This window comes from Castellaniella sp., from assembly GCF_004321985.1.
Taxonomy (GTDB): domain Bacteria; phylum Pseudomonadota; class Gammaproteobacteria; order Burkholderiales; family Burkholderiaceae_B; genus Castellaniella.
This window is the reverse complement of sequence record NZ_SCQN01000010.1, coordinates 36,965-59,561: the sequence shown is the minus strand read 5'-3', so window position 1 is coordinate 59,561 and position 22,597 is coordinate 36,965. Positions and strand designations below refer to the sequence as shown.

Genomic DNA, 22,597 nt, shown 5'->3' with positions numbered 1-22,597 from the left:
TATACCCATGAAAACCGAATTCATCGTGTCCGACATGACCTGCAACCACTGCGTGCAGACCATCACCAAGGCCGTGCAGGCCGTCTCACCGGGGGCGGTAGTTGCAGCGGACCTGACGGCTCACCGCGTCAGCATCGAAGCCCCGGCGAAAGCCGCCGTTTTGCAGGCGGCGATTGCCGACGAGGGCTACGATGTACAGCCGGCCTGACCGGAGCCGGCCTTGAGTAAGCGAATCGACTGTGATGTCGCCATCGTAGGCGCGGGCTCGGCTGGTTTGCCAGCCTATCGGGCAGTTTTGGACGCCGGTTTGAAGCCTCTGCTGATTGAGGGAGGTCCGCATGGCACCATGTGTGCTCGTGTTGGCTGCATGCCGTCCAAGCTGTTGATTGCAGCCGCGGAGGCGGCTGCGGCGATTCGTCACGCGCCGGATTTTGGTGTGCGGGTGCCTGGCGCGCCGGTGGTCGACGGGGTCGCCGTGATGGATAGGCTCCGTCGCGAGCGGGACCGATTCGTCGGCTTCGTGGTGGACGATGTCAACGCCATGCCGCCTGAGCATCGCCTGGACGCGAAGGTGGAATTTCAGCGCGACGGTGTGCTCCAGAGCGACCAGGGACATGAGATCCATGCCTCGCGTATCATTCTGGCGATTGGAACCCAGCCCGTGGTGCCGGAGGCCTACCGAGCTCTGGAAGAACTGGCCATTGTCAATGACGATGTCTTCAATTGGCGGGATCTGCCGCGTAGCGTGCTGCTCGTAGGGTCGGGTGTCGTCGGCGTCGAACTGGGATTGGCCCTGGCGCGCCTGGGGGTCCGGGTTCGTGTGCTGAATCGTTCGGGCAGTTTCGCCCATCTGAGAGATCCGGCAGTGCGGCAGACTGCCGTGGATCTGCTGGCGCCCGAACTGAATCTGGTGCAGGGCGCACAGGTTACGACCGTGCAACGCGAGGGCGATCAGGCGCTGGTTGGATGGACGGTCGGGAAAGGCCCTGAGACGCGCGAGCGCTTCGATAAGGTGCTGCTCACGGCCGGTCGCCAGCCGGACCTGGCATCCCTCCACCTGGAACGCACCCACATGCCGCTGGATGACCACGGTTTCCCGATCATCGATCCGACGACCCTGCAGGTGCGCGGGGAGCCGGTGTTCCTGGCGGGGGACGTCACTGGCCGGCATGCAATCCAGCATGAGGCATCGGACGACGGCCGCCTCGCGGGCCATAATGCGGCCGCCTGGCCGCAGGTCCAGGCGCTGCCGCGCCGGGCTGCGATGGCCGTCGTGTTCAGCAACCCGCAGATCATGCAGGTGGGTGGCGGTTTTGCAGTTTTCGACCCGGATGCGATGGCGATTGGTGCAGTTGACTGGACCCGGCAGGGCCGCTCCCGGGTGATGCTGCGCAACCACGGGCTGATGCACGTCTACATGCGGCGCTCGGATCAGCGGTTCATGGGTGCGGAGATGGTCGGTCCCGACGCGGAACACGTGGCGCATCTGCTGGCCTGGGCCCTGCAGATGGAATTGACGGTCCCGCAGATGCTGCGTATGCCGTTCTACCATCCGACGATCGAAGAGGGCGTCCGGACAGCATTGCGCGAAGCGGTGAAGCAGGCTGCTCGGGTGGCCAGCTAGCGCAGCAGCGGCTTGATGGCCGCCAGCAGGTCCGCCTTGGACTCGCTGTCCGGCGCCAGCCAGGCCGCGTGCCCCCGGGTATCGAAGCCGAAGATGCCGCGGCTGTGGGAAACCTCGTAGGGGGCTCCAGGTGCGGAAGATGAGGGCTTGCCGATCTGGTACGCGACGCGATAGCGCCGCGCCAGTGCTGCGATGGCATGTTCGTCACCGGTCAATCCGATAGCGTGAGGGTCGAACTGATCTACGTAGTGCTGGAGAATGTCCGGCGTATCGCGATGAGGGTCCACGCTCACGAACAGGATGCGGACCTGATCTGCCTTGGGTCCCAGCGCCTGGCGCACCTGCGCCAGCTGCGCCATCGTGGTCGGGCAGATGTCCGGACAGCTGGCGTAACCGAAGAACATCAGCACGACCTTGCCCGCGAATGCCTGCTGCGTGACCGTGACCCCGCCCGCGCCCTGTAGCGTGAACTTGAGATCCGGCAGAAATCCGCGGACGGGATGCACGACCGCCAGGGCCACGGCCATGCTGCCCAGCCACAGGCCAAGGGCCAGGAGACCGCGCCGGGTGAGGCGCCCAAGGGATGTTTCGTCTGGCATGGTCATACCTCCACGAGTCCGCTATGGCGCAGCAGTGCGTCGATGGTGGGTGCCCGGCCGCGGAAAGCCTGGAACGAGTCCGCGGCCGGCCGCGATCCGCCTACTGCGATGATCTCGTCCAGATAACGGCGGCAGGTATCCGGGTCGAAGACGTCACGGGTGCCGTCGGCCATGGGCCGGGCATGTTCCTCGAAGGCGGCGAAGGCATCGGATGACAGAACCTCGGCCCACTTGTAGCTGTAATAGCCCGCGCCGTAGCCGCCGGCGAACAGGTGTGAAAACGCGTGCGGGAACCGGTGCCAGGCTGGCGGCACCAGCAGCGCAACCTCGCGCCGGACCTGATCCAGGGTGTCCAGCACGGCGCTGATGGACAGGCCTTTGGACTGCGTGTGGATCAGCATGTCGAAAAGGGCGAATTCCACCTGGCGAAGCGTCTGGAGACCACTTTGAAAATTTCGGGCTGCGATCATCTTGTCGTACAGCGCGCGGGGCAGGGCTTCGCCGGTTTCCACGTGATGGGTCAACGACTTCAGCACTCCCCATTCCCAGCAGAAATTCTCCATGAACTGGGAGGGCATTTCGATGGCATCCCATTCCACGGCGGCGAAGGCGGCCGCCCCCGGATCGTCCACGCGCGACAGCAGCGTGTGCATGGCATGGCCGCTTTCGTGAAATAGCGTGATCACCTCGTCGTGCGAGAGCAGAGACTCTTGGCCGTTCTGCGGCGCGGCAAAGTTGCAGGTCAGCCAAGCCAGCGGGATGTGCAGTTCGTTGCCGTGGCGCCGCCGGCTGCGTTCGCTGTCCACCCAGGCGCCGCCCTGCTTGCCGGGACGCGCGTACAGGTCCATGCCGAGGCGACCGAGCTCCTGGCCCCGGTCATCGAGTACACGATAGATACGCGCGTCGGGATGCCAGGCGGTCGCGCCGCAGCCTTCCAGATGCACCCCGAACAGGGTGTGGATGACGTCGAACAGTCCTTTCAGGACATGGGATTCTGTGAAGTAGGGACGCAGCTCTTCGTCTGAATAGGCGTAGCGTTCTTCCCGCAGGCGTTCCGAGGCGTAGGCCACGTCCCAGGGTTCCAGGGTCCCCAGGTCCAGCCTGGCGGTGGCGAAGGCGCGCAGCTCTTCCAGATCCCGCTGGGCGCTGGGGCGTGCCCTGGCGGCCAGCTCGCGCAGGAAGTCCAGCACTTGAGGCGCATCGTGCGCCATGCGGGTTTCCAGGCGCAATGCGGCGAAATCCGCGTAGCCGAGCAGCGAGGCCTCTTCGGCGCGCAAGGCAAGCAGCGATTCGATGGGTTCGGAATTGTCAAAGGCTGGATCGCCTTGGTCGGACGCGCGCGTGCCGTAGGCACGGTACAGTGTCTGGCGCAGTTCGCGATCGTGGGCGTGCTGCATGACCGGCAGGTAGCAGGGCATGTGCAGGCTCAACTTCCAGCCGTCTTCGCCGGCAGCCTGAGCAGCCTGGCGTGCGGCCATGACCACGTTGGCAGGCAACCCACGAAGCCTGGTCTCGTCCGTGAGGAGGAGCGTCCAGCCATCGGTCGCGTCCATGACGTTTTCCGAGTATTTCTGGGAAACTTGGGCCTGCAGGTCCGCATTGCGCGCATAAGTCTCGCGCGCTGCGCCTTCGAGCTCCACGCCGCTCAGGCGGAAGTCCCTCAATGCCAGGTGGACAATGTGGCGTCGCGTGGCGCTCAGTTCCGCATACAGCGGTCCCGCGGCCAACGCCCGGTAGCGCTCGTAGAGCCCACGGTGCAGCCCCACCCAGGTGGAAAATTCGCTCATGAGTGGCAGGCAGTCGTTGTAGGCTGCGCGCAGCTCGGGTGTGTTGACTACGCCGTTCAGGTGGCCAGCGATCGCCCAGGCGCGGTGCAGCTGCTCAGACGGGTTCTCGATCCCCTCGACGAGATTCTCCCAGGTAGGCGGCTCGGTGCAAGCGGCTGCTTCTTCGACGGTGCTGCGTGTGGCCGTGATCAACTCGCGGATCGCGGTCTCGATGTGCTCAGGGCGGATCGATGCGTAGTCCACGAATGCCTCGGCCGGAACGAGGAGGGGATTGCCGGCTGTCGATGGTGAAGTCATGCGCGATCAGATGGGGGCAAAGCCCCCGATTTCAATACGGAGCCGCCGATTGTGCGTCGTGCCGGTCAGATGGCTGGCGTGCGTTCAGCAGCCTCCAGAGTGTTCATGAGCAGCATGGCGATCGTCATCGGGCCGACGCCGCCGGGCACCGGCGTGATGGCTGACGCCACTTCCGCTGCAGAGGAGAAGTCCACATCGCCCACCAGCTTGCCTGAAGGCAGCCGGTTGATACCCACGTCGATGACGACCGCGCCTGGCTTGACCATTTCGCCCGTGACGATCCCCGGCTTGCCCGTGGCGACCACCAGCACGTCGGCGCGACGGGTCTGGGCGCCCAGATCTCGGGTCTTGGAATTGCACAGAGTCACGGTGGCGCCGGCCGCCAGTAGCAGCATGGCCATGGGCTTGCCGACGATGTTGCTGGCCCCCACGATGACGGCTTCCGCGCCGCGCAGGGTGACGCCCTCCGATTCCAGCATCGTCATGACGCCATATGGAGTGCAGGGCCGAAAGCGCGGCCGCCCGGTCATGAGCAGGCCCGCGTTGCTGACGTGGAAGCCGTCCACGTCCTTGTCGGGCGAAATCGCCTCGATCACCAGGCCGGTGTCGATGTGGCCTGGCAGCGGCAGCTGCACCAGGATCCCGTGGATCGCCGGGTCATTGTTCAGCGAGTCGATGACGTCCAGCAGCTCGTCTTCAGCCGTGTCGGCGCCCATGGGAATCACGCGTGACAGCATGCCAGCGGCTTCGCACGCGGCGGCCTTGTTGCGGACATAGATCTGGGAAGCCGGGTTCTCGCCGACCAGCACGACGGCCAGGCCCGGGGTGACGCCCCGTGATCCGAGCCGCCGAACGCGTTCTGCGATCTCGCTGCGGACCTTTGCGGACAGGGCCTTGCCGTCGATGATCCGGGCTGCCATATCAGGCTTCCTCGGCGCGCGTCAGCGCGATCTTCATCAGGTCGGCAACCGTCGTGACCTCGAGCTTTTCCATGATGTTGGCGCGGTGGGCCTCCACCGTCTTGATACTGATGTTCAGGTCTCCGGCGATCTGCTTGTTCAGGCGGCCCGCCACGATGCGCTCCAGCACTTGCTGTTCGCGCGCCGTCAGGCGCCCGAGCACGGCTTGCTGGTCGCGCTGCACCTGGGCGTCGCGTATGCGCTCATAGGCCTGGCTCAACATACCGGCTACGATGTTGCGCAGATCAGCCTCGTTGAAGGGCTTTTCCAGAAAGTCCACCGCGCCTTTTTTCATGGTGGAGACCGCCATGGGAACATCGCCGTGGCCGGTGATGAATACGATGGGCAGCGGCGCCTTGCGGGCAATCAGCGTTTCCTGAAGTTCCAGTCCGCTCATGCCCGGCATGCGGACGTCGGCGATGAGAACGCCCACTTGATTCGGGTCGTATGCGGTCAGAAATTCCTCGGCACCAGCGTAGCTGCGGACGGTATAACCGTTGGCCTCGAGCAGCCAGCGTAGTGAATCGCGGACGGCTTCGTCGTCATCGACGATGTAGATCATGCTGGAAGCTTGGTGGTCGGTCATGCGGTGTGTACCTCCGTAAGTTCTTGGGGCTGTGGGTCCAGCACGGCCTTGGGCAGCGTGAAGCGAAAGATCGTACCGCCTTCGGGGTTGGCGCTGGCCCACAGGCGTCCATGATGCGACTCGATGATAGTACGGCAGATGTTCAACCCCATCCCCAGTCCCTCGGATTTGGTGCTGTAGAAGGGCTCGAAGAGACGTTCCGGATTGCGCAGGCCATGGCCTCGGTCGATGACGGCGATCTCTACCTGGGGGTCTTGATCCGTGATCCTGACGTGGAGCGTGCGGTATTCGCTGTGCTCCATGGCCTCGACGCCGTTCTTCAGAAGGTTGAGCAGTACCTGTTCAATCAGGATGGGGTCGGCGAGCACGGATGGCATCGGCTCCGGCAGATCCAGCGCGATATCGATCTGGCGCTTACGGGCGTCAATATCGGCAAAGCCTACCGCGTTTTCCACGATGCGCGCGAGCCCTACCGCCTGGCGGCGAGGTTCGCTGCGTTTGACGAATTCGCGGATGCGACTGATGATCTTACCGGCGCGCTCAGCCTGCCGGGAAGCCTTCTCGAGCGCCTGCAGCAGGGATTCCATCGGTGCCTTGCCCGATTTCAGCATGGCCACCGCCGCCATATTGTAGTTGCTGATGGCCGTCAGCGGCTGGTTCAGTTCGTGAGCCAGTGACGATGCCATCTCGCCCATGGTGGTCAGGCGGCTCGTGAGCTGGGCTTTTTCCTGCTGGACGCGGGATTCTTCCTCGTGGCGGCGACGGTCGGTGATGTCGCGGGCGACCTGGAGACGTACGCGCCGGGAGTCCGTCCACGCCAGCATCCGGTGGTGGACTTCGAACCAGCGCTGCGCCGACGGTGAGAAGATCTCCATGGTTTCATCCGTGAAGCGCCCCAGGCGGCCGCCCAGCAGCTCGGCGTGGCCGCTGGTCTGCGCGCCGAACAGGCGCCGGTAGGTGCGGTTGGCGAACAGCAGCTCCAGCCCTTCGGGTGTATCCGCTACGACCGAGATCGCATCGTCCAGGCCTTCGAGCACGGTCATGAAACGTTCGTGCGCGGCCGTGAGAGCTTCGCGGATGCGCTTGGGCTCAGTGATGTCGGTCATGGAAGTCATCCAGCCGATCTGCTCGCCCTTGGGGTCGCGCAATGGCGACACATACATGCGCGCGGTGAAGCGCGAGCCGTCCCGGCGCTGGGCCTCGATTTCCAGTCCACTGCTGGGGGTGCGCCCCGACAGGAGCTGGGCGAGAGTCTCCCGGTGGTGATCGTGGCGACCCGGCAACCAGTAGGGGAAGGGAGCCGTACGCCCGATGAGGTCCGCCTCGTTCCAGCCGATCATGCGGCAAAAGGCGGGATTCACATAGGCAATGCGGCCCTGCATGTCGAAGACCCGCATCCCGGTTGACATGGAGTTTTCCATGGCGCGCCTGAAGCCGGTTTCGGCGAGCAGGGCGGCTTCGGCCTGGGTGCGGAAACGGGTATAGCGCCAGAGGGCCAGCAAACTGAATACAATGACCAGGGACAGCGCGAACACGACCATCATCAGCCGCTGCTGACGGGTTTCCTGGTCGATTGTGACGAACATTACGCTGTCGCTCTGCAGGCGCTGCAGCCAGATGAAGGCACCCATGACGCAGAGATACAGCACCAGCACGATCGCAGGCGTCAACCAGTACAGACCACGGCGGCTATGGCGGGCATGCTCATAGAACGTCGTCGGAATCAGGGACTTGCGATTGGGAGTTGCCATAGGCCGGAGGATATCGCGATCTGGTCATTTTAGACGGGAATGACGCATTCGATTTTTCACATAATAAAAATACACTTCATAGAATGAAATTTTGCTTGTGCTGTCCGGGCGGTCTTACCTAGAATGACGGCAGTTGCCGGCATCTGGTGGTAACCGGATTTCTTGAATGCGCGGCCTAGTTACAGGCCGGCGGGCTGCTTGGCACCCTGCCACTGAATAACCTCACAGGAGACACGCGACATGTCCTCTCTTGAACCTACCAGCCTCGTGCCGGCGGATATTGACCAACAGGAAACTCAGGAGTGGCTCGATGCCCTCGAGGCCGTATTGGACCGTGAAGGTGCGGAACGTGCCCACTACCTGATCGAGAGTCTGATCGACAAGGCGCGCCGCAGCGGCGCGCACATTCCGTATTCGCCCAATACGGCGTATGTGAATACCATTCCTCCTGGGCTCGAACCCGCCTACCCCGGCAATCTCGTGCTCGAGGAGCGTATCCGCTCCTATATCCGGTGGAATGCCATGGCGATGGTTGTGCGGGCAAACAAGCATACCCCCGCCGACGGCGGCAGCCTCGGGGGCCACATTGCCTCCTTTGCCTCGCAGGCCACTATGGTCGAGTGCGGCCAGAATCACTTCTGGCATGCCGAGACGCCTGAGCAAGGCGGTGACCTGGTGTTCTTCCAGGGGCACTCGTCGCCCGGCATGTATTCCCGGGCATTCCTGGAAGGCCGGCTGACGGAAGAGAACCTGAACTATTTCCGCCAGGACGTGGGCGGGAAGGGCAAGGGGCTGACGTCTTACCCGCACCCCAAGATCATGCCCGGCTTCTGGCAATTTTCGACGGTGTCCATGGGCCTTGGGCCGCTGATGGCGATTTATCAGGCCCGATTCCTGAAGTACCTGCATGCGCGCGGCATAGCGGATACCAGCCAGCGCAAGGTCTGGGTGTTTCTGGGCGATGGCGAGATCGACGAACCTGAGTCCCTGGGTGCCATCGGCCTGGCTGCCCGCGAACATCTGGACAATCTGATCTTCATCGTGAACTGCAATCTGCAGCGGCTGGATGGCCCGGTGCGCGGCAACGGCAAGATCATCCAGGAACTCGAAGGCAACTTCCGGGGTGCCGGCTGGAATGTCATCAAGCTCATCTGGGGCGGCTACTGGGATCCGCTTTTTGCGCGCGACAAGGAAGGCATCCTGCGCCGGGTCATGGAAGAAACCGTCGACGGCGAATACCAAGCCTACAAGGCTAATGACGGCAAGTTCGTACGCGAAAAGTTCTTCGGCAAGCACCCCAAGCTGCTCGAAATGGTCAGCCGCATGAGCGACGAGGACGTCTGGCGCCTGAACCGGGGTGGCCACGATCCACAGAAGGTCTATGCCGCTTTCGCTTCAGCCGCCGGCCATGCCGGTCAGCCGTCCGTCATCCTGGCCAAGACCATCAAGGGCTACGGCATGGGTCATGTGGGCCAGGCCAAGAACCCGACGCACCAGCAGAAGAAGCTCGACACCGAGTCGGTGCGCGAATTCCGCGACCGCTTCAACATCCCCATCCCGGACGATAAGGTCGACGAGATCCCGTTCTTCAGGCCAGCTGACGAGTCGCCGGAAATGAAGTACCTGCACGAACGGCGCAAGGCGCTGGGCGGCTACCTGCCCCATCGCCGACAGAAGGCCGACGAGCATCTTACTGCACCCAGCCTGGACGCCTTCAAGGCGGTGCTGGAGCCCACCATCGAAGGGCGCGAGATTTCCACGACGCAGGCCTTCGTGCGTGTGCTCAACCAGCTGCTGCGCGACAAGGCGCTTGCCCCGCGGGTGGTGCCTATCCTGGTCGACGAGTCCCGCACCTTCGGGATGGAAGGCCTGTTCCGCCAGATCGGCATTTACGCACCGGGCGGCCAGAAATACATTCCGGTGGACAAGGGTCAGGTGATGTACTACCGCGAGGCGGCCGACGGCCAGCTCCTGCAGGAAGGCATCAACGAGGCGGGCGGCTTGTGCTCATGGATCGCGGCGGCCACGTCGTACTCCACCAGCAACCGTATCATGATCCCCTTCTTCATCTATTACTCCATGTTCGGGTTCCAGCGCTTCGGTGGCCTGTCGTGGGCGGCTGGTGACATGCTGGCTCGCGGCTTCCTGCTGGGTGGCACGGCGGGGCGCACGACCCTGAACGGCGAAGGCCTGCAGCACGAAGACGGCGACAGCCTGGTGCATGCGTCGTTGATTCCGAATTGCGTGGCCTACGACCCGACCTTTGCGCACGAGGTGGCGGTCATTCTCCAGAGCGGCCTGCAGCGCATGGTCCAGGATCAGGAAAATGTGTTCTTCTACATGACCGTCATGAATGAGAATTACGCCCAGCCGGGTCTGACGCCGGGCGACGAGGAAGGCATTCGCCGCGGCATCTACAAGCTGCGTTCCATGGGCAAGGCCAAGAACAAGGCGCATGTCCAACTGATGGGGTCGGGCACCATCCTGCGCGAGGTCATGGAAGCACAGGAACTGCTTGAAAAGGATTGGGGCGTTTCTTCGGACCTCTGGAGCACGACCAGCTTCAGCGAGCTGACCCGCGACGGCATGGATGTGGCGCGCTGGAACCTGCTGCACCCGGCAGAACCTCAGCGTGAGGCTTATGTCACCGGGGCGCTCAAGGCGACGCGCGGCCCGATCGTCGCTTCCACCGACTATGTCAAATCCTGGGCCGAGCAGATTCGCCCCTATTTGCCCAAGGGCCGTGATTATCGCGTGCTGGGAACCGATGGATTTGGCCGCTCGGACTACCGGTCCGAGTTGCGCCAGTTCTTCGAGATCGACCGCCATTTCGTTGTGCTGTCGGCGCTGCGCGCCCTGGCCGACGAGGGCACCATCGACATCAAGAAATGCACCCAGGCAATCGCCAAGTACGGGATCGACCCCGAAAAGGCCAACCCGCATCACGACTGAGAGGGCGACCGACATGAGCAATATCGTGGAAATCAAGGTTCCGGATATCGGCGATTTCGACGCTGTCGAAGTCATCGAGGTGCTGGTGGCCGTCGGCGACACCATTCAGGCCGAGCAGAGCCTGATCACGGTGGAATCGGACAAGGCCTCCATGGAGATTCCCGCCTCCCAGGGAGGGGTGGTCAAGTCGTTGAAGGTCAAGGTCGGCGACAAGGTCTCGCAAGGCGCGGTGATCCTGGAAGTCGAGGGGACCGATGCCGATGCAGCGGCGCCTTCGACCGGGCAGCCTGCGGCATCCGCGCCGGTTGCCGTGGCCGAACCTGATCCGGTTCCGGTGGCTGCGGCGGTTGCTGCGCCGGCCCAGTCTGGTGGCGAACAGTCTGTCGTGGTTCCGGATATTGGCGACTTCGATACCGTTGAGGTCATCGAGGTGCTGGTGGCCGAAGGCGATACCATCCAGGCCGAACAAAGCCTGATCACGGTCGAATCCGACAAGGCGTCGATGGAGATTCCAGCGTCCGTGGGCGGCGTAGTCAAATCGTTGAAGGTCAAGGTTGGCGACAAGGTCTCGCAAGGCTCCGAAATTCTGGTGGTGCAAGTGTCCGGGGCACCAGCGGCCTCTAGTGCGCCTGCGTCCGCCAGGCCGGTAGCACCGGCCCCGGCCCCAACAGCTGCGCCTGTGGCCAACGCTTCCGTGGCCGTACCAGCGCAGACAACCGTTTCGGCCACCCCTGCGCGCACGTCGCCGACAGCAGCGTTTGCCGAGTCTGCGGTGCCGCTGCGCAATCTTCCACACGCTTCACCCTCGGTGCGCAAGTTCGCGCGCGAATTGGGGGTCAATCTTGCCCAGGTGACAGGCAGCGGCCCCAAGAACCGCATTACGTCCGAAGACGTCCGCGGGTACGTCAAGCAGGCCCTGGCGACGGGTGGCGCCAGCCCGGTGGGTTCCACTGTGGCGGCAGGCGAGGGCTTCAGCGTGTTGGGCTGGCCCAAGGTCGATTTCGCCAAGTTCGGTGCCATCGATACCAAGCCGCTGTCGCGCATCAAGAAGATCTCGGGCGCCAATTTGCATCGCAATTGGGTCATGATTCCGCACGTCACCAACAATGATTTGGCGGACATCACCGATCTCGAAGCTCTGCGCCAGCAGCTCAATGCGGAGAACAAAAAGGGCGACGCCCCCAAGGTCACCATGCTGGCCTTTCTCATCAAGGCGGTGGTGGCAGCGCTCAGGAAATACCCTGAATTCAATGCTTCGTTGGATGGGGACAACCTGGTCTACAAACACTACTTCCACATCGGGTTTGCGGCGGATACGCCCAATGGGTTGGTCGTACCCGTGATTCGCGATGCCGATCGCAAGGGCGTGCTGGAGCTCGCTGCCGAGACGGCCGAACTGGCCAAGGTTGCTCGGGACGGTAAGCTTTCCCCCTCGCAGATGCAGGGTGGGTGCTTCTCGATCTCATCGCTGGGCGGGATCGGCGGGACGGACTTCACGCCCATCATCAATGCACCCGAAGTCGCCATTCTTGGCGTGTCGCGTTCGTCCATGCAGCCGGTCTGGGACGGCAAGTCCTTCCAGCCGCGCCTGATGCTGCCTTTGTCGCTGTCCTACGATCACCGGGTCATCGACGGGGCCACCGCCGCGCGCTTCAATGCGTATCTCACCGGCCTTCTGGCGGATTTCCGCCGCATCATTCTGTAAGGGGACGCGCATGGCTACCGTCGAACTGAAGGTTCCGGACATTGGTGATTTCGATGCGGTGGAGATCATCGAGATTCTGGTGGCCGAGGGCGATACCATCCAGGCCGAGCAAAGCCTGATCACGGTCGAGTCCGACAAGGCTTCCATGGAGATTCCGGCCGAGCAGGGCGGTGTGGTCAAGGCGCTGAAGGTCAAGGTCGGCGACAAGGTCTCGCAGGGCTCCGTGATCCTGACGGTCGAATCGGCATCTGCATCCGGGGTTGCCGCCGCAGCGCCTGCAGCGGCCGCGCCTGCGGTTCCTGCCCAGGCCGTACCGGCTGTTGCAGCTCCTGCGACAGCTGAAGCGGTCTCGTCGCCGGCCCCGGCGCCTGCCGTTTTCTCGGGCAGCGCACAGGTAGAGTGCGACGTATTGGTTCTGGGAGCTGGCCCTGGGGGCTATTCGGCCGCTTTCCGGGCCGCTGATCTGGGACTGAACGTCGTGCTGGTCGAGCGCTATGCGGCACTGGGCGGCGTTTGCCTGAACGTGGGCTGCATTCCATCCAAGGCCTTGTTGCATTCTGTCGGGGTGCTCGAAGAGGCGAAGGCCTTGGCTGCTCACGGTATCAGTTTTGGCGAGCCCTCGATCGATCTGGACAAGCTCCGTGGCTTCAAAGACTCGGTGGTCGGCAAGCTGACTGGTGGCCTGGCCGGCATGGCCAAGGCACGCAAGGTCACGGTCATTCGTGGCGTGGGTAATTTTGCCGACCCGCATCACCTGACGGTTGAGCAGGCGGACGGCAGCCAGAAGACGGTGAAATTTTCCTCGGCGATCATCGCGGCAGGCAGCCAGTCCGTGAAGCTGCCATTTCTGCCCGACGATCCGCGCATCGTGGATTCGACCGGCGCGCTGGCCCTGGTGTCCATTCCTCAGCGCATGCTGATCGTGGGGGGCGGCATCATCGGCCTGGAGATGGGGACGGTCTATTCCGCTCTAGGCGCACGCCTGGATGTGGTCGAGATGCTGCCCACGATCATGACGGGCGCCGACCGCGATCTGGTCAAGGTCTGGGAGAAGATGAATGCGCAGCGCTTCGATCACGTCATGCTAAAGACCAAGACGGTGGGGGCGGAAGCCAAGGCCGATGGCATCTGGGTTCGTTTCGAAGGTGACTCGGCGCCAAAGGATCCTCAGCGCTATGACCTGGTCCTGCAGGCAGTCGGGCGCTCGCCCAATGGCAAGAAGATTGGCGCTGACAAGGCGGGGGTTGTGGTCAGCGATCGCGGCTTCATCGCTGTCGATCGCCAGATGCGCACCAATGTTCCGCACATCTACGCCATCGGCGATATCGTCGGTCAGCCCATGCTGGCGCACAAAGCCGTGCACGAAGCACATGTGGCGGCTGAGGTGATCGCCGGTGAAAAGTCCTTCTTCGATGCACGCGTGATCCCGTCGGTGGCCTACACGGATCCTGAGGTCGCGTGGGTGGGGTTGACCGAGGACGCGGCGAAGCAGCAGGGTACAGCCGTCAAGAAAGGCCTGTTCCCCTGGCAGGCCTCTGGCCGCGCCATCGCCAATGGCCGGGACGAGGGCTTCACCAAGCTGCTGTTCGATGCGGAAACCGGGCGCATCCTGGGAGGTGGCATCGTGGGCACCCATGCTGGCGATCTGATCAGCGAAGTGGCGCTCGCTATCGAGATGGGCGCGGATTCCGTTGACATCGGCAGGACGATCCACCCGCACCCGACACTGGGCGAATCCGTAGGCATGGCCGCCGAAATTGCAGACGGCCATTGCACGGACGTTCCACCTGCCAGACGCAAATAAGGCAGTACCGCCACGCTGGGCAGGGATGCCCGCGTGACGCACGGATGGCAGGTGCTAATATCGGCTCCTGCCATTTTCACGCCTGGATTCGAAGCACACTCATGACCCGACCCGCCCCTGCCCAAGACGCCACTCTGGAGGACTGGCTGCATTACCTGGAAACGCTGCACCCCAAGGCCATCGATCTGGGCCTGGAGCGTGTCCGCGCCGTGGCTGAGCGCCTGGGCATTTCGCTGGATTGCGTCAGGATCGTCGTGGCCGGCACCAATGGCAAGGGTTCGACCTGCGCCATGCTGGATTCCATCTTGCGCACGGCGGGATACCGCGTTGGCCTCTACACGTCGCCGCACCTGCTGCGCTTCAACGAGCGCATCTGCATCAACGGCGAGCAGGCCACCGACGAAGCCATCATCGAGCAGCTCCAGCGGGTAGAGGCGGCACGTGGCGAGATTTCGCTGACCTATTTCGAAATGACGACGTTGGCGGCCTTCCTGCTCTTCCAGTCGGAACCGCTCGACGTCGTGGTGCTCGAGATCGGCATGGGCGGGCGCCTGGATGCCGTCAATATCATCGATGCTGACTGTTCCATCCTGACCAGTGTGGACCTGGACCACATGCAGTGGCTGGGCAACACCCGCGAGGCAATTGGTTTCGAGAAAGCTCACGTTTTCCGCCCTGGGCGGCCTGCGATCTGCGCCGACCCGCTGCCGCCGCAGACCGTGCTGGATCACGCGCAGGAAATCGGCGCGGACCTGTGGCGTTTCGGGATCGATTTCAACTATTCAGGTGACCGCCAGCAATGGGCGTATGGCGGGCGCGGGCAGCGCCGCGCCGCACTGGGCTATCCGGCGTTGCGCGGCGCCAATCAGCTGATCAATGCATCGGCCGCACTGGCTGCGCTGGAAGCATTGAGAGAACGGCTGGTAGTCACCCAGCAGGACGTGCGCGAAGGCCTTCTCAACGTGAATCTGCCCGGTCGGGTCCAGATCCTGCCCGGATTACCGCACATCATCCTGGATGTGGCGCACAACCCGCATGCCGCTGCCGCTCTGGGCCAGAGCCTGGACGCCATGGGGCACTATCCGCACACATACGCGGTCGTGGGCATGCTGCATGACAAGGACATCGAACACACGCTGGAGCGCATGGCGCGGCGCATCGATCGGTGGATGTGTACCTCGCTGGGTGGGCCGCGCGGCACGACTGCCCAGGAGTTGTCCGAGGTGGTGCATCGGGTCAGCGGCGGCGAGTTGCCGGTGGATGCGTTCGTCGAGCACACCAGCGAGATCAGCCGCTCGAAGAAACCAGGCGTGCGGACTGCGCCCCGTCCGGCCGTTGCGCACCGTGACGTGCAGGTTTCAACATTTGACACTCCGCAGCAAGCCTTTGCAGAGGCACGTAAGCAGGCGACCGACAATGATAGAATTCTCGTTTTCGGGTCCTTTGCAACAGTAGGCCCGATTCTCGATGTCCTGCGCCAGGAAGGCAGGGACACCGCAGCGTATGTCGGGCGGGGCCGCTGACCCGCCTTTTCTGGGGGTTGGGCACGATGTTTTTTCGCCATGGGGCCGATTCTGAAAACCACGCGGCCGTGCGTACCCGCGGCACCAACGAAGCTCAACTGAAAGAATTGCGTGCCAAGGCCCGTCGCCGGCTCATCGGAGCGCTGGTGCTGGTGCTGGCCGCCGTCGTCGTCGTACCCTGGCTGTTCCAGGAACCAGTCACTGATGATACTCACGCGCCGGCCGTCGTGCCGGCGACGCCGGCGGGGCTCCCCCCGGCGCCGGCATCTCCCCCCAGCAATCCGGCTTCTCCAGATGCTGGAACGCCTGCCGGTGCGGTGAACTCGACCGCTCCAGCGGCGGATGCACAGGCTTCCCAGGGGACCGTGCAACCGGCTGCCCCGTCATCCACTGATGGTCAAGGCAGCTCTACGGCTGAAACGGCAGCTCCGCAGCCTGCTTTGCCAGCCACTGAGCCCGCCCACCCCAAACCTGAGCCAAAGACGCCTTCGATCGAAACCCGGCCGCCGGAATCCACCTCGGTTGCCAAGTCCGCCAAAAAGCCGCCGGTGGAGCGGACGGACGACGGTTCTGTGGCGCGGGCGCTGCTGGCGGGGAAGTCACCGGCGAAGTCATCCGCTCCAGCCAAGTCCGCGTCAGGCCAGGGGCGCTACTTCCTGCAGGTGGCGGCCTACACTGTTGAACAGGACGCGCTGTCCCGACGCAACAGCCTGCGCCAAGCCGGCGTGACCGACGCCTACATCGAGAAAGGCCAGTCAGCTGGCCGTACCGTCTACCGCCTGCGGGTTGGTCCGTTCGGGTCGCACGAGGCCGCCCAGGCCGCCCAGGCACGTTTGCGGGCTCTGGGTTACCAGAACGGTCTCATTTCGGCCAATTGACTTTTTTCTGGGCGCTATCCATCCCGTGACCAGTTTCGATTACGTCATGCTGGCAGTTGTGGCAGTTTCGGCTCTGATCGGGCTGCTGCGCGGGTTTCTGCGCGAGGTTCTGTCACTGATTGCCTATATCGTGGCCTTCGTCGCGGCTATCTGGTGGGGGCCGCCGGTCTCGAACTGGCTCACTCATCTGATCGATAATGGTTTGTTGCGCACGCTTGCAGCCTATGGTGCGGTGTTTATCGTGGCGCTCATGGGTGTCGGGCTGCTGAACATGGCGTTAGGTGCTCTGGTCGATCGAACCGGGCTGACGCCAGCTGATCATGGCCTGGGCGCACTTTTCGGGACAGTACGCGGGTTCGTTCTGGTGCTGGTGCTGGTCGGTATGGCAGGCTACACCCAGCTTCCCCAGGAGCCCTGGTGGCAGCAGGCCAAGACGGCCAGTGCCTTCGTCAACGGCTTCAAGCATATCAAGTCTCTGTTGCCCCCCGGGGTGGCAGAATTACTTCCCTATTGAGCTATTGAGCGGGATTTTCATCTATGTGCGGCATCGTGGGCGTGATGGGGAAAAGCCCCGTCAATCAACTGATTTATGACAGTCTCCTGTTGCTGCAGCACCGGGGGCAGGATGCCGCCGGGATCGCCACGGCGCACGATCAGTTCTTCAGCATGCACAAGGCCCATGGTCTGGTGCGGGACGTGTTTCGCACACGCAACATGCGGGCGCTGGCGGGCAACAGCGGCCTGGGCCAGGTGCGCTACCCCACGGCCGGGTCGAGTGCCAGCGTGGACGAGGCCCAGCCGTTCTATGTGAATGCGCCCTTTGGCATCACGTTCGTGCATAACGGCAATCTCACCAACTGGCGGGAACTGCGCGAATCGCTGTTCAAGCACGACAGGCGTCACATCAATACGAACTCCGACTCCGAGGTTCTGCTCAACGTCTTTGCGCATGAGCTGCAGCAGGCTTCCAACGGAGGCACGCTGGATGCCGATGCCGTGTTTCAGGCGGTTCGAGCGGTGCACCACCGGGCCAAGGGCGCCTACTCAGTGATCGCCGACATCAGCAGCTTCGGCCTGATCGGGTTTCGCGACCCCTACGGCATCCGTCCGCTGTGCCTGGGGCGGCGGGAGACAGAGGCTGGTGCCGAATGGATGCTGGCGTCGGAATCCGTGGCGCTCACGGGGACCGGGTTCTCGCTGGTGCGTGATGTGGCGCCCGGCGAGGCCATCGTCATCACCGAAGCCGGCGAGGTCTGTCAATCGCTTTGTGCCGAGCCCGGGCTGGTACAGACGCCCTGCACGTTCGAATATGTGTACTTTGCGCGGCCCGATTCGGTGATGAACGGCATCTCCATCTATGACGCACGCCTGCATATGGGCGAATACCTGGCCGATCGCGTGGCCCGGTCTCTGCGGCTGGGTGACGTGGATGTCGTGATGCCGATTCCCGATTCCTCGCGACCGTCGGCCATGCAGCTTGCCTCCCATCTGGGCCTGAATTACCGCGAAGGCTTCATCAAGAACCGCTATGTAGGCCGCACCTTCATCATGCCTGGCCAGGCGGTGCGCAGGAAGTCCGTCCAGCAGAAGCTGAGCGCGATCGAACGGGAGTTCCGTGGCAAGAATGTACTGCTGGTGGACGATTCAATCGTACGCGGTACCACCAGCCGGGAGATCGTCGAGATGGCGCGCGCGGCGGGCGCGCACAAGGTCTTCTTCGCGTCGGCAGCGCCCGCCGTGCGCTATCCGAATGTCTACGGGATCGACATGCCGACCCAGTCCGAGTTGATTGCGACAGGGCGGGATACCGAGCAGATCGCGCAGGAAATCGGGGCCGACGGGCTGGTATACCAGGATTTGGCTGACCTGGAACAGTCCCTGCGGGACCTGAATCCCGCGCTGCAGGCCTTCGAGTCATCCTGTTTCAATGGCCAGTACGTCACAGGCGATATCGACGCCGCCTATCTGGATCGCCTGAGCAAAACCCGTGGGCTAGCCACCCGCTCCGGGGTCATGGTGGCGCCTGCCGAAGAGGCCTGATAGCGGTGCCGCCATCGGGCGCGTCGAGTGCGCCCGGGCCCCGCGGTCGCCCGCCTGTGGTCTGCCGCAGGCTACTGACGCCCGGCGCGCGCCAGCGCCCACAGTGCCAGCAGGCCGCAGACCACGAACGTGATCAGCCCCCACATGCTGTATTCCACGCCAAGCAGTGTCCTGCGTGCGTCCATGCAACTCGCGTAGATCCCGAACAGCCACGGCATGGCTGCGTCTGCACCCAGCCCCGTGATGAAACGGTCGGCGAACGTCTCGGCGCATGAGAACGAATGGGCGGCCACGCTGTACTGATACCACGCGGCCGCCACGCCCGAGGCAGACAGCAGCAGCGTCAGGACTGCGCCCAGGCGCCGCATCACGGCTGAGCCCCAGCCCGCGCCTGCGAGCAGGCACACCACGGCCATCACCAACAGGATGAAGCGCTGCAGCACGCACCATGCGCAGGGCTCCATGCCGAAGATGTGCTGTGAGATCAGCGCGATGAACACGGCCGCCAGTGACAGGAAGGCGATGAAGCGGAGGATGCGATCGGAGCGGTTGGTTGTCATGTTGAGCCTTGCCACTGAGGGAGAAGAATTGGCGGAGAAACCGAGGCGGCGGGAGAAACCGGAGCGGCGGGAGAAGCCAGGGCCTCGAGGATGTGGCGCTCAAACTGCAGCTGGCCACGGGTCCGGCTCAGCGCGTCGCCCTCCAGGATGAAGATGTCTTCGACCCGGTCGCCCAACGTCATGATCTTGGCCATCTTCAGGTCGATGCCGTGGCGGGTGAAGACCTGTGCCAGATCGTGCAGCAGGCCGACCCGATCAGCGGTCGTGACGGATAGGCGCCAGGTGCCGCCCTGCTCGTCGGCCTGTAGAGCGACGGTGGGCAGGATCGGAAAGGTCCGCAGGCGTCTGGAGCCATGAGCTCGGTAATGCTGGCCTTGCGCGGGAGAGATTGGGGAGGCCAGCGCCGCTTGCAGCTCGTGTTCGATGAGCGTCGCGTGCGCCCGGTAATCGGTTTCGTGTTCGGGTAGCAGCACGACGAAGCTGTCGAGCGCCCACCGTTGGCGGGTCGTGTGGATGCGCGCGTCCTGAATGCTCAGTCCGTGTCTGTCGAAGCAGGCGCAGATGGTCATGAAAAGGTCGACGCGGTCCGGCGCGTAGGCGAGCACCTGCAGGGCCTCGCTCTGTGCCAGTACTCGGGCCTGGACCACGGGATCCGGTCCCTGGAAGCGGTGGTACAGCACCCGGGTATGCCAGGCGATTTCGCTGGCGTCGTGGCGCAGAAAGTACGCCACGTCGAGCTGGTCCCAGAAGGCCTCGCGGCTTTCGTCGCGCAGGCCCATGCGCCGCGTCTCGGCGGCGGCGGCTTCCTTGCGTAGCGCGAGGATCGTGCCCGTATCGGGCTGCGCGCCGCCCAGCGCCTTCAGGGTCAGGTGGTAGAGATCCTCGAGTAGTTTGCCTTTCCAGGCATTCCAGACTCTGGGGCTGGTTCCACGGATGTCGGCCACCGTCAGCAGGTACAGCGCGGCCAGGCGGCGCTGCGAGGATACTCGCGTGGCGAAATCGTGGATGACCTGCGGATTGCTCAGGTCCTGCTTCTGCGCGACCTGGGACATGGTCAGGTGCTCGCGGACCAGGAACTCCAGGAAGAGGATATCTTCGTGGGGCAAGTCATGCGCCAGGGCGAAGCGGCGCACTTCGCGTGCGCCGAGCTGAGAGTGATCGCCGCCGCGACCCTTCGCGATATCATGGAAGAGTGCGCCGATGTAGAGCAGCCAGTGCCTGTCCAGCCCGGCGATCAACTGGCTGGCGAGTGGGTATTCCTGGGCATGCTCCGGCATGGTGAAGCGCCGGAGATTGCGGATGACCATCAGGATGTGTTGATCCACCGTGTAGGCGTGGAAGAGGTCGTGCTGCATTTGCCCGACGATGCGTCGGAACACCGGCAGGTAGCGCGGCAGGATGTTCCACATCGTCATGTCGCGCAGCGCATGGACGACGCCTTGCGGTTGCTGCAGAATCTGCAGGAATTGGCGGCGGTTGACCGGATCGTCGCGAAAGGCGCGATCAATCAGTCGCCGTGCATGCCAGAGGGCGCGCAGGGTACCGGCAGCCATCGCCTGCAGTTCGGGGTGTTGCTGCTTGACGAGGAACACGCGCAGCAGCAGCGACGGGTCGCGTTGGAAGCCGTCCTCCAGGATCAGCGCCAGGCGGCCGCGGCGCACGCAAAAATCCCCGTCGATGGGGGCGATTGGAGCATTCGGCTGCGGGAACAATCGTTCTTCGAGGCTCTGCATCAGCAGGTGATTCATCTGACACACGACGCGGGCCGCCCAGTAATAGCGCTGCATCAGCAGTTCGCTGGCCCGCCGGTGGGGCTGATCCATGAAGCCGTAAATCCGGGCCAACCGGGGCTGCAAGTCGAACAGCAGGCGGTCCTCCCGCCGCCCTGCGAGCAAATGGAGTTCGATGCGCAGCCGCTTGAAGGCAAGTTCCGCGCGGCGCAACGAGCGGAATTCCGCTGCGGTGAGCAAGTCTGTCCGAGCAACCGTGGACCAGTCATTGCCCAGTCCGGATGCTCTCGCGAGCCACAGCAGGACTTGCAGATCGCGCAGCCCACCCGGGGCTTCCTTGCAGTTGGGCTCCAGCGCATAGGGAGTGTCCTGATGATGCGCATGGCGCTGCTGCATCTCGGTACGTTTGGCCAGAAAGAACTCCTGCGGATTGAGTTCAGCCTGCATCTGCGTCTGGAATTGTCCGAATAGCGCCTTGTCGCCCGCCAGCCAGCGCGCTTCCAGCAGCGAGGTCTGGATGGTGATGTCGGCCGCCGCTTCGTGGCGGCATTGCTCCAGCGTGCGCACGCCGTGCCCCGGCTCGAGGCCGGCGTCCCAGAGCGCTGCGATGAATTGTTCGATACGTTCGCGGCCGCCGGCATCAGGTGGCTTGCCCAACAGGATCAGGATGTCCAGATCAGACCCGGGGTAGAGTTCGCCGCGCCCGTATCCTCCTACGGCCGCGATGCAGGCGCCTTCGGGGGCCGGGTAGAGGCGCAGCAGCGCCAAGACAAGTTCATCGGCAATCCGGCGCAGCGCCACCAGAAGTGTTTCGGGGCGCAGGTGTTCGCGGTACGACTGGATGGCCTGGGTGCGACGTTGCTGCAGGCAGATGCGCAGCTCTGCGACGCTACCCAGGCGGGGAATGCTCATACAGAGGCAAGGGCCGCCGTCGCGAATTCCGGGGGAGCCGGCATGCCTGGCGAGACCGTCAGGACTTCACACCCCGTCTCGGTGACCACCATACTGTGTTCCCATTGGGCCGACAGGCTGTGGTCCCGGGTCACAACGGTCCATTGGTCAGCCAGTGTGCGGATTTCACGGCGCCCGGCATTGATCATTGGTTCGATGGTGAAGAGCATGCCTGGTTCCAGGCGAACCCCGGTCCCGGGACGGCCGTAATGCAGGACCTGAGGGTCATCGTGGAATTTGCGTCCCACGCCGTGTCCGCAGTATTCGCGAACGACGGAAAAGCCCGCGCTTTCGGCGTGCTTCTGAATTGCGTGCCCCACATCGCCCAGCGTGGCCCCCGGGCGGACCTGCTCGATGCCCAGCCACATGCATTCATAGGTCGTGTCAATCAGGCGGCGTGCCAGGATCGAGGGCTCGCCCACGCAGTACATGCGGCTGGTGTCGCCAAACCATCCGTCCTTGATGATGGTGATGTCCATGTTCAGGATGTCGCCGTTCTTCAGGACCTTGTCACCCGGAATCCCGTGGCAGATCACATGGTTCACCGACGTGCAGATGGATGCGGGGTAGGGCGGGTAGCCCGGCGGCGCATAGCCGACCGTTGCCGATTTGACGTGCAGCTCGTCGGTCAGGTATTCCATGCAGAGGCGATCGAGTTCGCCGGTAGTAACGCCGGGTTGTACGAAGGGCGTGAGGTAGTCCAGGATGCTGGCCGCGTCTTTGCAGGCAGCACGCATTCGGTCGAGATCCTGAGGGTTGGTGACGATTTGGCTCATGGGTGAGGCTTGATGTATCTACAGAAAGAATAGTAGAATTATAGGCTTACTTTTGTTTTGAAAATTGTTTTGAAA

General features: G+C 63.5%; 17 protein-coding genes. 9 read left to right on the top strand and 8 right to left on the bottom strand.

The genetic code is table 11. The features are described from left to right. The first annotated feature begins 7 nt into the window (after window positions 1–7). Both EPN31_RS02110 and EPN31_RS02105 read left to right on the top strand, forming a co-directional pair. Window positions 8–208, top strand: a complete 201-nt coding sequence (locus tag EPN31_RS02110; RefSeq protein WP_291768803.1) for a heavy-metal-associated domain-containing protein — start codon at window positions 8–10, stop codon at window positions 206–208. Between the two features lie 12 nt (window positions 209–220). Further along, a complete protein-coding gene (locus EPN31_RS02105) occupies window positions 221–1,624 on the top strand; it encodes a dihydrolipoyl dehydrogenase (protein WP_291768801.1) in 1,404 nt (467 codons plus the stop codon). On the opposite strand, the gene EPN31_RS02100 is transcribed toward EPN31_RS02105, so the two are convergent. From EPN31_RS02100 to EPN31_RS02080, 5 genes are all read right to left on the bottom strand, one after another. Next, entirely contained in the window at window positions 1,621–2,151 is a 531-nt protein-coding gene (locus tag EPN31_RS02100; RefSeq protein WP_291768936.1) for an SCO family protein, read from the bottom strand. The two genes, EPN31_RS02105 and EPN31_RS02100, sit on opposite strands and share 4 nt — an antisense overlap. Before the next feature lie 74 nt (window positions 2,152–2,225). Next, complete coding sequence (locus tag EPN31_RS02095; RefSeq protein ID WP_291768798.1) at window positions 2,226–4,307, bottom strand: M3 family metallopeptidase; 2,082 nt, start codon at window positions 4,305–4,307, stop codon at window positions 2,226–2,228. A 65-nt stretch (window positions 4,308–4,372) separates the two neighbouring features. Continuing rightward, window positions 4,373–5,227 (bottom strand): bifunctional methylenetetrahydrofolate dehydrogenase/methenyltetrahydrofolate cyclohydrolase FolD, encoded by an 855-nt coding sequence (gene folD, locus EPN31_RS02090; RefSeq protein WP_291768795.1) that lies wholly within the window; start codon window positions 5,225–5,227, stop codon window positions 4,373–4,375. A 1-nt stretch (window position 5,228) separates the two neighbouring features. Continuing rightward, window positions 5,229–5,852, bottom strand: a complete 624-nt coding sequence (locus EPN31_RS02085; protein WP_291768793.1) for a response regulator transcription factor — start codon at window positions 5,850–5,852, stop codon at window positions 5,229–5,231. Beyond that, window positions 5,849–7,603 (bottom strand): PAS domain-containing sensor histidine kinase, encoded by a 1,755-nt coding sequence (locus EPN31_RS02080; RefSeq protein WP_291768790.1) that lies wholly within the window; start codon window positions 7,601–7,603, stop codon window positions 5,849–5,851. Before EPN31_RS02080 ends, EPN31_RS02085 begins: the two co-directional genes overlap by 4 nt. Before the next feature lie 240 nt (window positions 7,604–7,843). On the opposite strand from EPN31_RS02080, the gene aceE reads away from it, so the two are divergent. From aceE to purF, 7 genes are all read left to right on the top strand, one after another. Further along, on the top strand, window positions 7,844–10,555 hold the full coding sequence (aceE, locus tag EPN31_RS02075; protein ID WP_291768787.1) for a pyruvate dehydrogenase (acetyl-transferring), homodimeric type: 2,712 nt from the start codon (window positions 7,844–7,846) through the stop codon (window positions 10,553–10,555). A 13-nt stretch (window positions 10,556–10,568) separates the two neighbouring features. Continuing rightward, window positions 10,569–12,260 (top strand): dihydrolipoyllysine-residue acetyltransferase, encoded by a 1,692-nt coding sequence (gene aceF / locus EPN31_RS02070; RefSeq protein ID WP_291768783.1) that lies wholly within the window; start codon window positions 10,569–10,571, stop codon window positions 12,258–12,260. A gap of 10 nt (window positions 12,261–12,270) precedes the next feature. After that, entirely contained in the window at window positions 12,271–14,064 is a 1,794-nt protein-coding gene (gene lpdA, locus EPN31_RS02065) for a dihydrolipoyl dehydrogenase (RefSeq protein WP_291768780.1), read from the top strand. A 101-nt stretch (window positions 14,065–14,165) separates the two neighbouring features. Next, the gene (folC, locus tag EPN31_RS02060) at window positions 14,166–15,587 is read left to right on the top strand and encodes a bifunctional tetrahydrofolate synthase/dihydrofolate synthase (RefSeq protein ID WP_291768777.1); all 1,422 of its coding nucleotides are present in this window, start codon (window positions 14,166–14,168) and stop codon (window positions 15,585–15,587) included. Between the two features lie 26 nt (window positions 15,588–15,613). Continuing rightward, entirely contained in the window at window positions 15,614–16,465 is an 852-nt protein-coding gene (locus EPN31_RS02055) for an SPOR domain-containing protein (RefSeq protein WP_291768774.1), read from the top strand. Between the two features lie 25 nt (window positions 16,466–16,490). Continuing rightward, window positions 16,491–16,979 carry a CvpA family protein gene (locus EPN31_RS02050; RefSeq protein WP_291768771.1) on the top strand — a complete coding sequence of 163 codons (489 nt, stop codon included), beginning with the start codon at window positions 16,491–16,493 and terminating at the stop codon, window positions 16,977–16,979. Between the two features lie 23 nt (window positions 16,980–17,002). Further along, window positions 17,003–18,505, top strand: a complete 1,503-nt coding sequence (purF, locus tag EPN31_RS02045) for an amidophosphoribosyltransferase (protein WP_291768768.1) — start codon at window positions 17,003–17,005, stop codon at window positions 18,503–18,505. Window positions 18,506–18,576: 71 nt separating this feature from the next. Here the strand turns inward: purF and EPN31_RS02040 are convergent, their stop codons facing one another. Genes EPN31_RS02040 through map form a run of 3 tightly spaced genes read right to left on the bottom strand, consistent with a single transcriptional unit; the run spans window position 18,577 to window position 22,522 of the window. Next, on the bottom strand, window positions 18,577–19,065 hold the full coding sequence (locus tag EPN31_RS02040; protein WP_291768765.1) for a disulfide bond formation protein B: 489 nt from the start codon (window positions 19,063–19,065) through the stop codon (window positions 18,577–18,579). Beyond that, the gene (locus EPN31_RS02035) at window positions 19,062–21,707 is read right to left on the bottom strand and encodes a [protein-PII] uridylyltransferase (protein ID WP_291768762.1); all 2,646 of its coding nucleotides are present in this window, start codon (window positions 21,705–21,707) and stop codon (window positions 19,062–19,064) included. The genes EPN31_RS02040 and EPN31_RS02035 overlap by 4 nt, the downstream gene beginning before the upstream one ends. Further along, the gene (gene map, locus EPN31_RS02030; protein ID WP_291768758.1) at window positions 21,704–22,522 is read right to left on the bottom strand and encodes a type I methionyl aminopeptidase; all 819 of its coding nucleotides are present in this window, start codon (window positions 22,520–22,522) and stop codon (window positions 21,704–21,706) included. The genes EPN31_RS02035 and map overlap by 4 nt, the downstream gene beginning before the upstream one ends. Window positions 22,523–22,597: the final 75 nt, after the last annotated feature.

What these genes read in the sequence shown, in the direction of transcription:
- folD (WP_291768795.1), bottom strand. Translation starts at nt 5,227, where the DNA reads ATGGCAGCCCGGATCATCGACGGCAAGGCCCTGTCCGCAAAGGTCCGC.
- lpdA (WP_291768780.1), top strand. Translation starts at nt 12,271, where the DNA reads ATGGCTACCGTCGAACTGAAGGTTCCGGACATTGGTGATTTCGATGCG.
- aceF (WP_291768783.1), top strand. Translation starts at nt 10,569, where the DNA reads ATGAGCAATATCGTGGAAATCAAGGTTCCGGATATCGGCGATTTCGAC.
- EPN31_RS02040 (WP_291768765.1), bottom strand. Translation starts at nt 19,065, where the DNA reads ATGACAACCAACCGCTCCGATCGCATCCTCCGCTTCATCGCCTTCCTG.
- EPN31_RS02110 (WP_291768803.1), top strand. Translation starts at nt 8, where the DNA reads ATGAAAACCGAATTCATCGTGTCCGACATGACCTGCAACCACTGCGTG.
- purF (WP_291768768.1), top strand. Translation starts at nt 17,003, where the DNA reads ATGTGCGGCATCGTGGGCGTGATGGGGAAAAGCCCCGTCAATCAACTG.
- EPN31_RS02080 (WP_291768790.1), bottom strand. Translation starts at nt 7,603, where the DNA reads ATGGCAACTCCCAATCGCAAGTCCCTGATTCCGACGACGTTCTATGAG.
- EPN31_RS02055 (WP_291768774.1), top strand. Translation starts at nt 15,614, where the DNA reads ATGTTTTTTCGCCATGGGGCCGATTCTGAAAACCACGCGGCCGTGCGT.
- map (WP_291768758.1), bottom strand. Translation starts at nt 22,522, where the DNA reads ATGAGCCAAATCGTCACCAACCCTCAGGATCTCGACCGAATGCGTGCT.
- EPN31_RS02095 (WP_291768798.1), bottom strand. Translation starts at nt 4,307, where the DNA reads ATGACTTCACCATCGACAGCCGGCAATCCCCTCCTCGTTCCGGCCGAG.
- aceE (WP_291768787.1), top strand. Translation starts at nt 7,844, where the DNA reads ATGTCCTCTCTTGAACCTACCAGCCTCGTGCCGGCGGATATTGACCAA.
- EPN31_RS02035 (WP_291768762.1), bottom strand. Translation starts at nt 21,707, where the DNA reads ATGAGCATTCCCCGCCTGGGTAGCGTCGCAGAGCTGCGCATCTGCCTG.
- folC (WP_291768777.1), top strand. Translation starts at nt 14,166, where the DNA reads ATGACCCGACCCGCCCCTGCCCAAGACGCCACTCTGGAGGACTGGCTG.
- EPN31_RS02100 (WP_291768936.1), bottom strand. Translation starts at nt 2,151, where the DNA reads ATGGCCGTGGCCCTGGCGGTCGTGCATCCCGTCCGCGGATTTCTGCCG.
- EPN31_RS02085 (WP_291768793.1), bottom strand. Translation starts at nt 5,852, where the DNA reads ATGACCGACCACCAAGCTTCCAGCATGATCTACATCGTCGATGACGAC.